Genomic DNA, 14,837 nt, shown 5'->3' on the forward strand with positions numbered 1-14,837 from the left:
ATCGAAGACGCTCATCCATGACCGAAGTCTCTCTCCACGGCATCTACACCTCCCGATAAAGTCGGAAAGTGTAACCCATGTCTCCGGTACGATTTGTCACCTATCTCTCAGGTCGCACACCAGCACTTCATTGGCATTTCAGTGATCTCGCGTTCCAACGCATTACTACGCCGTGCCATGCGGGTTTTTCTCACTTGTTTTCGCTGAACCGTTTCGCGACTCGCAGCCGCGCAACTTCCCTCGTCTTGTCCAAAGTCCGCCGATTGTATCGCTGTGTCGTCGAAGCATTGGCGTGCAGCGAATGGTGCCTCAGATGCTCGATATCGGCGCCTGCGTGATCACTTCCAATTCGCCTGATTCACCGAAGTGAAAACCTAACCCGCTTCGTCGGCAATTTGCGGCAAGGACTGCAGGAGAGTTTGGCGGGCGGAGGCGAGGTGCAGGCGGCATGCCCTGTCGATCGCCGCCAGATCTCGCGATTCCAAGGCCGTAATGTAATCCAGATGTTCATGGACGGCGCGCTCGTTGCGCTCTCGGGCAAAGGCCTTGTTCCATTGGTAATGGTAATGGAAAATGATGGCGATCGCGTCGTAAAAGTCGGCAATGAAGCGATTGCGTGCCGCCTTGTGAATCAAGAGGTGGAAACGCTCGTCGAGCGCCGAAAAATCCCTGAAGCGCGCGTCGAAATCCTCCAGGAGCGTGTAATGCTCGGCCTTGATCTCCGCAAGCCTCTGCCAAGCCGGATTGTCATCAGGCAAGCGTCCAAAATGCGCCGCCGAATGGAGCTCGAACATTTCGCGGACATCAGCAAGCTCAAGGGCGAAGTCGCGTGTGAAGCCTTTCAGCGTCCAATGGCTGTTTGGCCTCTTCTCGATCAAGCCGAAGCGGGAGAAACGGATGAGGAATTCGCGGACGCTGGTCGTGCCGGTGCCGATTTCGCGGGCAAGCTCCAACTCATTGATTTGTGTCCCCGGCGCAGCATCATCCGCGAGGATGCGGCGCATAAAGCTGCGCTCGATAATATCATGTAGCGAGTCGGTCTCTTCTTGCGGATAAAAATCCTCATCGGCGGGACGGCGCAGAACGACTTTCTGCCGCTTGTTCCACTGAACGATACCGAGATCACTGAGGCGGCTAAGGATAGCGCGCGCCGTGCTGCGACTGACGTTTAGCCCAAGCGCGATCTCGGGCTCGGATGGCAGAGCCTGCCCCGCATCCAGGGCTGCTGCATAGCGGTTGAAGGCTTCTTTGAATACCGTATTTTGTCTTGCCATCTTGCCCTACCCGCCATTCGTAGATGCGCCGCCCAGCGCAACTACGACATTCCCTCGGCCAACGAAACGTGTTGCTACCACCCTGCAAAGCCGGATCACAGGCCCTTAAAAATTGTCTTTTTCTCTATCAACATCAAAGACTTGACCATGCCATTCGCATTTTTCAGCCGACATTTCAAATCCTGTTGACTTCAAATTGTTTATTGTAGATAAAAAACAAAATCAATGCAGTTTCACATGTATGTCCGAGACTGCCTCGGGAGAGCACCTTGCCTAAAGAATCTTGGATCATTTTGTCGTCGGCCGATAATGTGGCTGTGGCGACGGCCCCTGTGAGCGAAGGAGCGACGGTTGGTTCGATCGTTGCACGGCAGAAAATTGATCCTGGCCATAAAGTTGCGCTAACCGACCTGCCGACAGGTACGCCGGTTGTCAAATACGGCCAGGCGATCGGTCGCACGACGATGGATGTGAAAGCCGGCGAGCACGTTCACAGCCATAATCTGCACTTCGAAAACGACCGCCTTGGCGTCACCGCAACCGCTGCGCCGGAGCCAGCGAGCGAAGCGGATAGGGCCCGTACCTTCATGGGCTATCGGCGGGCGGACGGGCGCGCAGCCACTCGTAATTATATCGGCGTCATTGCCAGCGTGAACTGTTCCACCACCGTTTGCCGAGCGATTGCAGAAGCGGCAAACCGCACGATCCTCCCGCATTTCGAGGGGATCGACGGATTTGTGCCGATCGTCCACGACCAGGGCTGCGGGATGAGCGGCACCGGCGACGGCATGACGATCCTTCACAGGACACTTGCCGGTTACGCGCGTCACGCCAATTTCGGCGGCGTTCTGATGGTAGGATTGGGCTGTGAGGTCAACCAGCTCACACTGTATGGTCAAAGTGGCGCGGGAAGCTCGAAGCGACACTTCAACATCCAAGATGCTGGCGGATCACGGCGGGCAGTTGAGCGTGCGCTTAGCGTGCTGCGCGAAATCGCCGAGGAAGTGGGTCAGGCTCGTCGCGAGCCGATCTCCATCAAGGAAATCATCGTCGGCATGCAATGCGGCGGATCGGACGGCTTTTCGGGCATCACGGCCAATCCGGCATTGGGTGTGGCCGCCGATCTTCTGGCGGCAGCGGGCGGAACGTCCATCCTATCGGAAACCTCGGAAATTTATGGCGCTGAACACCTGTTGCGCAGCCGCGCTGTTTCTGAAGAGGTCGCGAACAAACTCGATGAGCGAATTGCATGGTGGGAGAATTACGTCGCCATGCATGGCGCCTCGCTTGATAACAACCCTTCTCCGGGCAACAAGCGCGGCGGTTTGACCACCATTCTCGAAAAGTCTCTGGGCGCAGTAGCGAAAGGCGGCCGCTCGCCGCTGACGGCCGTCTACGGTTATGCCGAGCGCGTTACTGCGCCTGGGCTCGTCTTCATGGACACGCCCGGCTATGATCCCGTCTCGGCGACAGGTCAAGTCGCTGGCGGCGCCAATGTCATTGCCTTTACCACGGGGCGCGGCAGCTGCTTTGGCTGTCGCCCCGCGCCTTCCATCAAGCTGTCGAGCAACTCGGCACTCTATGCGGCAATGCCGGAAGATATGGATATCGACTGCGGCACCATCTTGGACGGTGGCCACACGATCAGTTCGAAAGGGCGCGAGATCTTCGAACTCATTATCGAGACTGCCTCCGGACGTAAAAGCAAAAGCGAGGAATTCGGATACGGTGACAACGAGTTCGTGCCTTGGCACCTTGGCGCGACGCTCTGACGTAACGCGCCCCAGAGTTCTCAGGAGGTAGGACATGAAAACTCGCAAAATCGGCAAAACCGATCTTGACGTTACCGAGATCAGTTTTGGCGCCGCCGCTCTCGGCGGTCTTTACCGCGCATGCCCGCGCGAACAGGCAATGGAAACTTTGGAGGCCGCCTGGACGAGCGGCATCCGCTATTTCGATGTCGCTCCCTGGTACGGATTAGGCCTGGCAGAGCGGCGCATGGGCGACTTCCTCCGTGACAAGCCGGAAAAGGAATGGGTGCTGTCGACCAAAGTCGGCAGATTGCTACATCCGGTTCCCACCGGAACCGTTCCCGATTACAGCTACTTCGATCCGCTCTCTTTCGATGCCAATTATGACTATTCCTATGACGGCATTATGCGGTCCGTCGACTTCAGCTATGCCCGGCTTGGGCTGAACCGCATCGATATTCTCTACGTTCACGATATCGGTGTTTACACGCATGGCCGCCAGAAGAATGATGTCTATCTCCGCCAGTTGCTCGACAGCGGGATCAAAGCGCTTGAGGAGCTGAAATCTTCCGGTGCAATCCGCGCCTTTGGGCTTGGCGTCAATGAGGTTCCTGTATGTCTCGATGTGATGCGCAACGCCGATATCGACTGCATCTTATTGGCCGGGCGCTACACACTACTCGACCGCAGTGCGGTGGCTGAACTTCTGCCTCTTTGCGAGAAGAAGGGAACATCGCTCGTTGTCGGAGGCGTATTCAACTCCGGCATCTTGGCAACAGGAGCGACGGCGGGCGCCAACTTCGATTACGGCCCGGCACCGCAAGAAGTTCTCGACAAGGTCAGCTCGATGGAGAAGGTAGCCGAGTGTCTCAGCATTCCCCTTGCGGCAGCCGCCATGCAGTTTCCGCTGACAAACCCGCTGGTCTCCACGGTCTTGATCGGAACGGCGAAGGCATCGAGCGTGATGCGTAATATGGAATCGCTGCAAAAGCCTGTTCCGACAGAAGTCTTTTCCGAATTTGAACCCTTCACTCTCGTCGCGCCACCGCTCGGCGATGAAGCCGTACGCGTATAGGATTGACAATGCTCAGAGGCATTCACCCCCTTCTTAGTCCCGACCTTTTGCAAGCGCTGGCGCTGATGGGCCATGGGGACGACATTGTTATCGCTGACGCGAATTTCCCCTCGTCCAGCCTTGGCCCGAAAGTCATTAGAGCGGATGGCGTAACGGCTACTAACATGGCTGAAGCAATCCTGACGCATATGCCGCTCGACACTTTCGTTCCGCAGACGGCTTGGCGGATGCAGGTTGTCGGTGACCCCGATGCATGTCCCGAGGTCTGCACGGAGTTTCAGGCCATCGTCAACAAACGCGCCGGCGACTTTTCGATCGCCTCGCTGGAGCGCTTTGCCTTCTACGAGTATGCCAGGAAGGCATCTTACATCGTCGCTACAACAGAATTCCGCCTCTATGGCAACCTGATCCTGAAAAAGGGCGTCGTACATCCCCACGAAGTCTTCAAAGGTTGATGAACAAACCGGAAAATGGAACATACATTCCGTATTGACATTGTGCGGAATGGATGTTTCATATTCTGCGCAGTTCATCTTGGCAGGAGAGATGGAAGAACGGCATAAAACCCCTCAGAAATCTGAAATTTCACTTGCCTAATTCGTTACTTGACCTTTAAATGTTTTTTATCGATAAAAATCTTCAGCTTGCGTTCGGCTAAGGATTTTCTTGAGGAGAACGCGTTACTGGGAGGAGAGACCCTATGCGCATGAAGTCACTATTTTCGCGTCGCGCTTTCACAGCACTGGCTGGTGCGGCCGTCATTGCGACTGCTGTTCCGATGCCAAGTTTTGCGGCCGACGTGACGATTCCGATCATCGTGAAGGACACGACGTCCTTCTACTGGCAGATCGTTCTTGCTGGCGCTCGCAAGGCAGGAAAGGATCTTGGCGTTAACGTTCCTGAGCTGGGCGCTCAGGCTGAAACAGACGTAAACGGCCAGATCAGCATTCTTGAAAACGCCGTTGCCAGCAAGCCGGCTGCGATCGTTATCTCGCCGACCGAATTCAAGGCACTTGGCAAGCCGATCGATCAGGCTGCTAAGTCCGTTCCGATCATCGGTATCGATTCCGGCGCCGATTCCAAGGCTTTCAGCTCGTTCCTGACCACCGATAACGTCCAAGGCGGACGTATCGCTGCCGACGGTCTTGCTGCCGCCATCAAGGAAATGACCGGCAAGGTCGAGGGCGATGTCGTCATCATCACCAACACCCCAGGTGCGGGCTCGCTCGAGCAGCGTCGCGAAGGCTTCCTGGATCAGGTCAAGACCAAGTATCCGGGCCTGAAGGTTGTTGCCGACAAATATGCCGACGGCCAGGCAACGACCGGCCTCAACATCATGACCGACTTGATCACGGCAAATCCAAAGATCGTTGGCGTCTTTGCATCTAACCTGATCATGGCACAAGGCGTTGGTCAGGCGATTGCCGAAAACAACCTCGGCAGCAAGGTCAAGGTCATCGGCTTCGACAGCGACGACAAGACGATCTCGTTCCTGAAGAACGGCGCTCTTGCCGGTCTCGTCGTTCAGGATCCTTATCGCATGGGCTATGACGGCATTAAGACTGCACTGGCCGTCTCTAAGGGCGAAAAGGTCGAAAAGAACGTTGATACGGGCGCAAATCTCGTCACCAAGGCGAACATGAGCGATCCGAAGATCGATGCTCTGCTGAACCCGAAGCTTAAGTAATCATGCTTGCCGCGCGGGCGACCGCGCGGCAATTGCCTCACGGTAGATCGTGATCGATATTCAAACACATTGATACGACGGCCCTTTCCGGGGTTTCGTCACAGAGACTGGTACGCCGCTTCATTGAAGCCGGCAGGAGGAGGCAATATGGCCAAACTCGAAGAGGTCGCTCACCGCCACGATAACGAGATGTTACGCGAAGCGACCCGTGTTCCAGCCGGCGCACCGATTCTCGAATTGAAGGGCCTGCAGAAAAACTACGGCTACGTTCAGGCCCTAAAGCCAGCAACGATCACCTTCCTTGCCGGTGAGATCCACGCGATCGTCGGTGAGAACGGGGCTGGAAAATCAACCCTCATCAAATTACTGACCGGCGTTATCCGCCGTACTGCCGGCGAAGTCATCTGGTGCGGGCAACCAGTAGCGCTCGCCTCGCCGAACGAAGCGATTGCTCGCGGCATCAATGCGGTTCACCAGGAGGTGGTGCTGTGCCCGCACCTGACGGTCGCGGCAAATCTCTTTCTCGGGGACGAGGTCAACCAGTTCGGGCTGATGCGCAAGCGCCAGATGGTCAAGATGGCGCAAGCCGTGCTTGATGATCTTGGCTTCGGCTTGCCGGCCTCGGTCCTCCTTTCCGAGCTTACGATCGGCCAGCAGCAACTGGTTGCAACGGCCCGTGCTGCCATGCGCGGTACCCAATTCCTTATCTTCGACGAACCAACGGCTTATCTCACCCGGCAGGAATCCGCGCAGCTCTTCAAGCTGATCCGTCGCCTGCAAGGCGAAGGCGTCACCATCGTCTACATCAGCCACCGCATGGAAGAAGTCTTCGAACTTGCCGATCGCATTTCCGTGCTGCGCGACGGAACGCATGTCGGGACACGGCTGACCAGCGAGACCAATGATGCCGAGTTGATCAAGCTGATGATCAACCGGTCGATCGAACAGGTTTATCACAAGGAAGCCGTTCCGATCGGCGAACCGATCCTGGAAGCAAATGGTCTGTCCGGACCTGGCTTCGAGGATATATCACTCACCGTCCGCGCAGGGGAGATCGTTGGTCTTTACGGGCTGATCGGAGCGGGACGCAGCGAGTTCGCTCTTGGTCTTTACGGCCGGGAAAAAGTCACCGGCGGCAATATTCGCTGGATGGGCAAGGACGTTCAGATCAAGAACGAGCGCAAGGCCATGGAACTTGGTATTGCGCTTGCACCGGAAAGCCGCCGTGACCAAGGCCTTTGCCTGAACCTGCCGATCGGCCTTAATATCAATCTGCCGGTCTTCAAACGCCTCAGTACCGGTCCGGTAATCAGCCACCGCCAGGAGGTGGCCAATGCCGAGCGCCAAATCAAGGATCTTGCCATCAAGACGCCGAGCCGGCGTGTGCCGGCATCCAGCATGTCGGGCGGCAACCAGCAGAAGATCGTCATCGGCAAATGGCTGAGCCACGGGGCGCGGCTTTTCATCTTTGACGAACCGACTGTTGGCGTCGACGTCGGCACGAAAGCCGAGATCTACCGGCTGTTTTCGCGCCTTCTGAAGGAAGGAGCCGGCATCATCCTGATCTCGTCCTATCTGCCGGAAGTGTATGAACTTGCCGATCGGTTGCATGTATTCCGTGCCGGCAAACTTGTTGCAAGCCACGGCTTCCACGAGGCGACACACGAAGAAGTGCTCGCTGAAGCTATCGGCGTCTGACGAATAATAAGAAGAGGGAAGAAACCAATGACAGTCACCCCCAGCGATATCCCCGCGCCGCCGCCACGCCGCAAGGCCAATTTCCTGTTCGGCCTTACCTTGATCGGCCTTCTGGTTGGCCTGTGGGTCGCGCTTGCCCTGGCAACCGACAGCTTCTGGACGCCGCTCAACATCCAAAACCTTCTGCGCCAAGGTGCAATGACGGCGATATTGGCGCTTGGCGAAACCTTCGTCATCATCACGGCCGGTATCGACCTGTCGGTCGGCGCGATCGTCGGCTTCAGCGGCGTCATCATTGCCTGGCTTCTGCAGGCTGGTGTTCCGATCTGGGCTGCGATTTTGATAACGCTGGCCTTTGGTGTTGCGATCGGCGCATTTCATGCCTTTGGCATCGTCAACATGGGGCTTCCGCCTTTCATCATCACACTTGCGACGCTTACCTCGCTGCGCGGTATCGGCCTTTTGATTACCAACGGCTCGTCGATCAATATCGTCAATGACAGCTTTTCGAACTTCGCCCGTGCGGACTTTCTCGGGGTGCCCAGTCTTTTCTGGATGGTGATATTGGTGGCAATCCCATCCTTCATTCTTCTGCATCTCAGCCGTTTCGGACGCTACCTGTTCGCAGTCGGATCGAATGCGGAAGCGGCCAGACTGTCGGGCGTACGGATCAATGCCATCATTTACATGGCCTATATCCTGTCGGCCACAATGGCGGCCTTCGTCGGCGTTCTGCTGGCATCGCGTATCGCAATCGGTAACGCAACGCAGGCCGACGGTTGGGAGCTCCAAGCAATTGCTTCCTCGGTTATTGGCGGCACAAGTCTCTTCGGCGCCGTCGGCTCGGTCCATGGTCCAATTATCGGCGCGTTCATTCTTGCGACGATCAACAATGGCGCCAACCTGCTGAACCTCAACTCGTTCTGGCAACGTGTCATTACTGGCGTCCTGATTATTGTCATCGTCTACTTCGACCAGCTGCGCCGTCGACGCAGCGTCTGATAGAAAGGAAGCCGGCCTCGTGCCGGCTTCACAGTTTTACGGAAAACGGGAAAAACAACATGAAAGCGGTGCTTTGTCGCGAACCGGGCCAGCTTGAGCTCATCGACCAGCCAGCCCCTGGAAAGCCGCAGGCCGGCTGGGTTCGTCTTGCCGTCAGCCATGTCGGAATTTGCGGCACCGACTACCATATTTTTGAAGGAAAGCATCCTTTCCTTGTCTATCCCCGCGTTATGGGACATGAAATTTCGGCGACGGTTCTCGAAACTGGTGAAGGTGTCGAACTGGCGGTAGGCACTCCCGTTATCGTCAATCCCTATCTTTCCTGCGGGACATGTATCGCCTGCCGGAAAGGCAAGCCAAATTGCTGCACCAACATCCAGGTACTGGGCGTTCATACCGATGGCGCATTTTGTGAGGAAATCACTTTGCCGGCAGGCAATCTCTATCCTGCCGGCGATCTTGGTCTTGAAGCCGCCGCGACGGTCGAGTTTCTTGCCATCGGTGCCCACGCGGTGCGCCGGTCTAACGCCCCTGAAGGGTCTCGTGCGCTGGTGATCGGCGCCGGCCCTATCGGGCTTGGCGCGGCTCTTTTTTCCCGCGTTGCGGGTCATTCCGTCACGATCATGGATACAAGTGCCGAACGTCTCGCCATGGCAGCGAGCGACTTTGGTTTCACCTCTGGCATTCAGGTCGGCGAAGGCGCGGCCGAGGCTATTGCTTCGGTGACCGGCGGTGACGGATTCGACGTCGTCTTCGACGCCACGGGCAATGCCGGTTCCATGGAAAAGGCGTTCGGCGCCGTTGCGCATGGCGGCGTTCTCGCTCTCATCGGTGTTGTAAAAGATGAGTTGCGCTTTTCCGATCCTGAATTTCACAAGCGTGAAATGATGGTGATTGCGAGCCGCAACGCGTTGCGCGCCGATTTCGAACATGTCGCAGATGCCATCAGACGGGGACTTGTTCCGGTCGATAAGCTGATCACGCATCGCACCACACTTGCGGATGCACCGCGCGATCTCGCGCATTGGGCAACGCAGAAACATGGTTTGATCAAGGCTGTGATTGAAATCGGCTCATGACAACATCGCGCGCTCAATGGTTTCTTTTGAGCGCGCGATGCATTCACCTGAATGAAGAAGCTAACGCGACGTTTGCTTGTCCAGTCAAACGCGCTGTGTCGCGAGTCGGTTCAGCTCTCTCCGCATAGCTTGCACCCGATCTGCATCCGTCTTCTGGATGACATCCTGCGAAAAGCCAAAGGCGATGGCACGGGCGTTAGTCTCTACGGCCGGCATGCTGCAGGATGCATGAACCTCGAAGGCATGCGTTGCCTCTATGATCGCAGCGACGTTATCGGGCCGCACGCCGCTTCCCGGCATGAGGGAGATGCGGCCACGCGCGCGCCCTGCCAGATCCTGAAGAACGGCAAGACCATCAATAGCCTTTATGGCGCAGCCCGAAGTCAAAATACGTTCGAAACCGAGATCGATCGCGGTCTCCAGCGCCACTGCGGGATCGGGCACCAGATCGAAGGCGCGATGAAGTGTCGATCCAAGCCCTTCCGCGTGCCGTTTCAATCGAGTGAGAAGAGCGCGATCGAGCGTACCATCGCGATGACTTGCGCCCAGGACAACACCGGCCAACCCGCATTGTCGCGCAGCATCGATGTCAGCCAACATCGCCTTCTCTTCGTCGGCCACGTAGCAAAAATCACCGGCGCGCGGCCTGATCATCGCGTAAACGGGAACAGACGATTGTGCGGCCAGACGCATTAAACCGTGGGAAGGAGTCAGCCCGCCAAGGGCTAGAGACGAGCAAAGCTCGATACGGTCCGCCCCGCCCTGCAGGGCAGCAGCAAGTCCTTCCGCGCTATCGACGCATACTTCGAGCAAAACGCCCATTCGACAATCTTTCCTACCTTTTCGTATGCCCTGCCAACAGATGCCAGACATACGAGAGCTGCCTTCCAAAGCGAAACATGCAATATCAGAAGATCCGAAAGTATCGCGGTCGCTTTTTACTTCACCCGCTCTATATGCTTCGCGGCAAGCCTTCCAGCACTGTGGGCTCTGTTCCAGTGCTTGTTCTTTCTGCGTCGCGCATCATCTGGGGGACCCCGCATGTTCGTTAAATTCGCTTTTGCCGCCAGCCTGTCTCTGCTCACTGTCGGTGCCGCTCATGCTGCCGATGTGGTGGTGGCATCTAAAATCGATACCGAGGGAACTCTGCTCGGAAACATGATCATTCTTGCCTTGAATGCAAATGGCATCTCAACACAGGATCGCGTCGCCCTCGGCACTACCCCTGTCGTACGCAAGGCCATTACAGCCGGCGAAATTGACATCTATCCGGAATATACCGGTAATGCGGGCTTTTTCTTCAACAAGCCTGACGACGCTGCATGGAAAGACCTTCAAAAGGGCTATGCCATGGCAAAGCAGCTCGACTATGACGCCAACAAAATCGTCTGGCTGACACCATCGCCTGCGAACAACACCTGGGCTCTTGCCGTGCGCAAGGATGTTGCAGAACCCAACAAGCTGAAGACGATGAGCGACTTCGGAAAATGGGTTTCCGGCGGTGGCAAGGCGATGCTGGTCGCTTCAGCAGAGTTCGTGAATTCTGCCGGGGCGCTGCCGGCTTTCCAAACGACCTACGGGTTTACGCTCAAGCCTGAGCAGGAGATTGTCCTGTCGGGCGGCGATACCGCAGCCACGATCAAGGCTGCAGCAGAACAGACGAATGGTGCCAATACGGCGATGGTGTACGGGACAGATGGCGCCATCGAAGCGGCGGAGCTCGTGGTTTTGGACGACGACAAGAATGTTCAGCAGGTTTATGCGCCGACGCCGATCATCCGCGAAGCCGTTTTGAAGGCAAATCCGAAGATCGAAGAGGTTCTCGCTCCTATCTTCAAAAGCCTGACCGCGGAAAACCTGCGCAGCCTCAACGGCAAGATACAGGTTGACGGCGAGCCCGCCAAAGCAGTTGCCGAAGCCTACCTGAAAGAAAAAGGATTTCTGAAGTAGGTTTGAGGGCCAAGCCGATTTTCGCCGCAGCGTTGAAAGATCAGGCAGAGAGAAAAATAAGGATCGCCCGACCGGACAAGTTGGGCGGCCTTCTCGCAGCTATCGGACTGATAGCAATCGTCTTTATGCCCTTCCTGAGCGTCAAACCTAACAGAATTGCCGCCGGAAAGGCGCTGTGGCTTTTCGACCTTGTCGGAGAACCAGTCATCGTCTGCCTTGCGGCGTTCCTGCTGGCAGCCGCCATCGTCGGTCTCTTCAGTCGCCATCCCCTTCTTCGTCTCATCATTTCGGCAGGTGCCCTTATCACGCTTATTGTCGGGCTTGGTCTGGTGTCGGCCTCGCACGCCCCGCAGAGCAGTGCGGGGCGTGTTTCGCCAGGATCAGGCTTCTGGCTATTGCTGGCTGTTCTATGTTTGCTGGCCTCCGACGCCCTGGTAAAGCTGCAGCTGAAGCCCTGGCAGCGCCTTGCGTCTGTGATCGTCTGCATTGTCTTCATATTGTCCTGTTTTGCGAGCGGACTTCTGGACAACCTCTCGATCATGAAGGAATTCGCGACCAGAGCGCCGCAGTTCTGGAAGGAAGGGCTGACGCACATCATCCTTTCATTCGGCGCGCTCATCGTGTCGATTGTCATCGGGTTTCCGCTTGGGCTTGCCGCCTATCGCCGGGCAGCGGTGCGCGCGGCGTTGCTTCGTATCCTCGGCCTCATTCAAACAATTCCGAGCCTTGCCCTCTTCGGCCTGCTGATGCTGCCTCTCGGTTATATCGCTGCCCATGTTCCAGGTGCTGCAGCCATGGGAATTCGCGGCATCGGGGCGGCGCCAGCTTTGATCGCGCTTGTCCTTTATTCCTTACTTCCCATCGTCGCAAACACCATTGTCGGCCTAAACAGCGTTGATCTCGCCGTGCGCGATGCAGCGCTTGGCATGGGAATGTCCACGCGCCAGGTCATGGTGCGAGTGGAGATACCGCTGGCTCTGCCCGTCATCCTGACCGGCATCCGAATCGTGCTGGTGCAAACGATCGGCTTGGTGACGGTGGCAGCGCTTATTGGCGGGGGTGGTTTCGGAACCTTTATTTTCCAGGGCCTCGGGCAGACAGCCATGGATCTTGTTCTTCTTGGAGCAATCCCCACCATCGCGCTTGCCTTTACGTCAGCCATCTTTCTCGACGGCATCATCGACATGATGAAGGAACGGCCATCATGATAGAACTCTTCAATGTCACCAAGCGCTATGGCCCAACGACCGTGGTGAACGACGTGTCGATGCGGGTCGAACGTGGGTCGATTACGGCGATCGTTGGCACCTCCGGCTCGGGCAAATCGACGCTGCTGCGGATGATCAACCGTCTTGTTCCCCTCGATGAGGGAAAAATCAGGATCGGTGGCCGAAATATCATGGATGTTCCCGAGACCGAGCTTCGTCGCCACATCGGTTATGTCATCCAGGGCAACGGGCTATTTCCGCACCGGACCGTCAGACAAAACATCGCGACCGTGCCGCAACTCCTTGGTTGGACCGCAGCGAAAATAGAAAGCCGGGTAGACGAACTCCTCGACATTTTCGGACTTGCGCCACGTGAATATGCCGGAAAGTATCCCCATGAGCTTTCAGGCGGACAACAGCAACGCGTCGGCGTTGCCCGCGCCCTTGCCGCTAATCCTGAAGTGCTCTTGATGGATGAACCTTTTGGAGCTCTTGATCCCGTTATCCGCGGCAAAGCGCAGGATGACCTGAAAGATATTCAAAGCCGTCTCGGGACCACCATTTTCCTCGTCACCCATGACATGGACGAGGCCTTTCGCCTCGGCAATCGCATCGCGGTGATGAGCCATGGAAGGCTCCTGCAGTACGATACCCCAGAAGCTGTCATCTCAGAGCCCGCCGACAGGTTCGTGGAAAGCCTAACGGGAACGGGTGAGCGCGCGTTGAAGAAAATGGCCCTTACCGCCCTGAACCAGAGGATGGAGCCGGTCAAGCCTGGTCTCGCATCCGCGCTTCCTGAAAGCCTGAACCTTCGGGAAGCATTATCTGAACTGCTGTGGCGAGGGGTCGATCAAGCCGCGGTCCAGAATGGCAAGGGCGATATTGTTGGCTCCATCTCGTTACAGGCGCTCGTTTCGATGGGACGGCAGCCGTGAAGTGGGCTGCAATCAGTTTCAGGGCGACCACGCTCGCGCTCTTACTCGTTCTGCTATTCCGTCCAGAATGGCTCGCGTTCCTGCTGGCGCCTTTGGCGGGGGATGGGAGACCGTTCGTCTACAACCAGAACAGTCTTCCTCAGCTGGCTCTTGCTCATCTCGGCCTCGTTGTTCTGTCGATATCGGCAGGCGGGCTCGTCGCAGTGCTTGCCGGCATTTTCGTCACGCGCCCCAGCGGTTCTGATTTCCTGCCGCTATCAAGGGCTGTTGCCAATGCCGGCCAGACTTTTCCACCCGTCGCTGTCCTTGCACTTGCCGTTCCGGCAACCGGTTTCGGCGCAACCCCAACCCTGATTGCTCTCTTCTTCTACGGCCTGCTGCCGATCTTCGAAAATACCATTGCCGGACTTCAGCAGGTGCCGGAAAAGGCTGTCGAAGCCGGCGTCGGCATGGGAATGAGCCCCTTGCAAAGACTATGGCAAGTGGAGCTCCCGCTTGCTGCTCCCTTGATCATAGAAGGCCTGAAGGTAGCGACTGTCATCAACATTGGGACGGCCACCATCGGCTCGACGGTCGCAGCGAAAGGATTGGGTGAGGTCATTATCGCAGGACTTATTTCCGACAATACCGCTTTCATTCTACAAGGCGGCTTGATTGTCGGCTTGCTCGCGATGCTCGTCTACGATGCCATCGGCATCCTAACCGGATTTCTTGCTCATTCAAACTCAGTACGTGTCCCGAATTCGATCTGAATCGGATGCGACGGAACAGGAGGAACACTTGGCAAAAATGATCCACTGCATGATCCGCGTTCTCGACGAGAGCCGATCGCTTGCGTTCTACCAAAAGGCATTTGGGCTCCGGGTTGCAGAGCGTCTCGATTTCGATACCTTCACGTTGATCTATCTGAGCAACGACGAAACGGGTTTCGAGCTCGAATTGACGGTCAACAAGGGACGCACCGTTCCCTATTCCCTTGGTGACGGCTACGGGCATCTTGCTTTGTCTGTGGACGAGTTGGAGGTGGAGCATCGTCGCTTTACGGAGGAAGGCCTAAACCCCGGCAAGATTGTCGAGCTCAATCGAGATGGAAAACCGCTAGCGGTATTTTTCTTTGTTACCGACCCAGACGGCTACAAGATCGAAGTCTTGCAAAGACGCGGACGCTATCTCTGATA

The 14,837-nt window shown here is 56.7% G+C and carries 14 protein-coding genes; 12 read left to right on the top strand and 2 right to left on the bottom strand.

Features of this window, described 5'->3' with window-relative positions:
• Positions 1-374: 374 nt before the first annotated feature.
• Positions 375-1,274: a GntR family transcriptional regulator gene (locus tag VQ830_RS09860; RefSeq protein WP_337267932.1), complete on the bottom strand. Its 900-nt coding sequence runs from the start codon at positions 1,272-1,274 to the stop codon at positions 375-377.
• Between the two features lie 269 nt (positions 1,275-1,543).
• On the opposite strand from VQ830_RS09860, the gene VQ830_RS09865 reads away from it, so the two are divergent.
• The 7 genes from VQ830_RS09865 (at position 1,544) to VQ830_RS09895 (ending at position 9,566) form a co-directional block, all read left to right on the top strand.
• Positions 1,544-3,046, top strand: coding sequence for a UxaA family hydrolase (locus tag VQ830_RS09865; RefSeq protein ID WP_337267933.1), 1,503 nt, complete (start codon positions 1,544-1,546; stop codon positions 3,044-3,046).
• Positions 3,047-3,080: 34 nt separating this feature from the next.
• Positions 3,081-4,100 (top strand): aldo/keto reductase, encoded by a 1,020-nt coding sequence (locus VQ830_RS09870; protein ID WP_337267934.1) that lies wholly within the window; start codon positions 3,081-3,083, stop codon positions 4,098-4,100.
• Positions 4,101-4,108: 8 nt separating this feature from the next.
• Positions 4,109-4,555 carry an RbsD/FucU family protein gene (locus VQ830_RS09875; protein ID WP_337267935.1) on the top strand — a complete coding sequence of 149 codons (447 nt, stop codon included), beginning with the start codon at positions 4,109-4,111 and terminating at the stop codon, positions 4,553-4,555.
• Between the two features lie 245 nt (positions 4,556-4,800).
• The gene (locus VQ830_RS09880) at positions 4,801-5,787 is read left to right on the top strand and encodes an ABC transporter substrate-binding protein (RefSeq protein ID WP_337267936.1); all 987 of its coding nucleotides are present in this window, start codon (positions 4,801-4,803) and stop codon (positions 5,785-5,787) included.
• A 147-nt stretch (positions 5,788-5,934) separates the two neighbouring features.
• Complete coding sequence (locus VQ830_RS09885; RefSeq protein ID WP_337267937.1) at positions 5,935-7,485, top strand: sugar ABC transporter ATP-binding protein; 1,551 nt, start codon at positions 5,935-5,937, stop codon at positions 7,483-7,485.
• A 27-nt stretch (positions 7,486-7,512) separates the two neighbouring features.
• The gene (locus VQ830_RS09890; protein ID WP_337267938.1) at positions 7,513-8,487 is read left to right on the top strand and encodes an ABC transporter permease; all 975 of its coding nucleotides are present in this window, start codon (positions 7,513-7,515) and stop codon (positions 8,485-8,487) included.
• A gap of 59 nt (positions 8,488-8,546) precedes the next feature.
• Positions 8,547-9,566: a zinc-binding alcohol dehydrogenase family protein gene (locus VQ830_RS09895; RefSeq protein WP_337267939.1), complete on the top strand. Its 1,020-nt coding sequence runs from the start codon at positions 8,547-8,549 to the stop codon at positions 9,564-9,566.
• 84 nt (positions 9,567-9,650) lie between these two features.
• On the opposite strand, the gene VQ830_RS09900 is transcribed toward VQ830_RS09895, so the two are convergent.
• The gene (locus tag VQ830_RS09900) at positions 9,651-10,388 is read right to left on the bottom strand and encodes a copper homeostasis protein CutC (protein WP_337267940.1); all 738 of its coding nucleotides are present in this window, start codon (positions 10,386-10,388) and stop codon (positions 9,651-9,653) included.
• 219 nt (positions 10,389-10,607) lie between these two features.
• Here VQ830_RS09900 and osmF point away from each other — a divergent pair, with 219 nt between their 5' ends.
• The 5 genes from osmF to VQ830_RS09925 are packed head-to-tail and all read left to right on the top strand — an operon-like array spanning position 10,608 to position 14,835.
• Positions 10,608-11,516, top strand: a complete 909-nt coding sequence (osmF, locus tag VQ830_RS09905; RefSeq protein WP_337267941.1) for a glycine betaine ABC transporter substrate-binding protein OsmF — start codon at positions 10,608-10,610, stop codon at positions 11,514-11,516.
• A 2-nt stretch (positions 11,517-11,518) separates the two neighbouring features.
• Positions 11,519-12,724: an ABC transporter permease gene (locus VQ830_RS09910; RefSeq protein WP_337267942.1), complete on the top strand. Its 1,206-nt coding sequence runs from the start codon at positions 11,519-11,521 to the stop codon at positions 12,722-12,724.
• The gene (locus tag VQ830_RS09915) at positions 12,721-13,659 is read left to right on the top strand and encodes an ABC transporter ATP-binding protein (protein WP_337267943.1); all 939 of its coding nucleotides are present in this window, start codon (positions 12,721-12,723) and stop codon (positions 13,657-13,659) included. The genes VQ830_RS09910 and VQ830_RS09915 overlap by 4 nt, the downstream gene beginning before the upstream one ends.
• Complete coding sequence (locus VQ830_RS09920; RefSeq protein ID WP_337267944.1) at positions 13,656-14,411, top strand: ABC transporter permease; 756 nt, start codon at positions 13,656-13,658, stop codon at positions 14,409-14,411. Before VQ830_RS09915 ends, VQ830_RS09920 begins: the two co-directional genes overlap by 4 nt.
• Positions 14,412-14,439: 28 nt before the next feature.
• Complete coding sequence (locus VQ830_RS09925) at positions 14,440-14,835, top strand: VOC family protein (protein ID WP_337267945.1); 396 nt, start codon at positions 14,440-14,442, stop codon at positions 14,833-14,835.
• The last annotated feature ends 2 nt before the right edge of the window (positions 14,836-14,837 follow it).

It is taken from the genome of Oryzifoliimicrobium ureilyticum, assembly GCF_037199735.1.
GTDB classification, from domain to species: Bacteria; Pseudomonadota; Alphaproteobacteria; order Rhizobiales; family Rhizobiaceae; genus Rhizobium; species Rhizobium ureilyticus.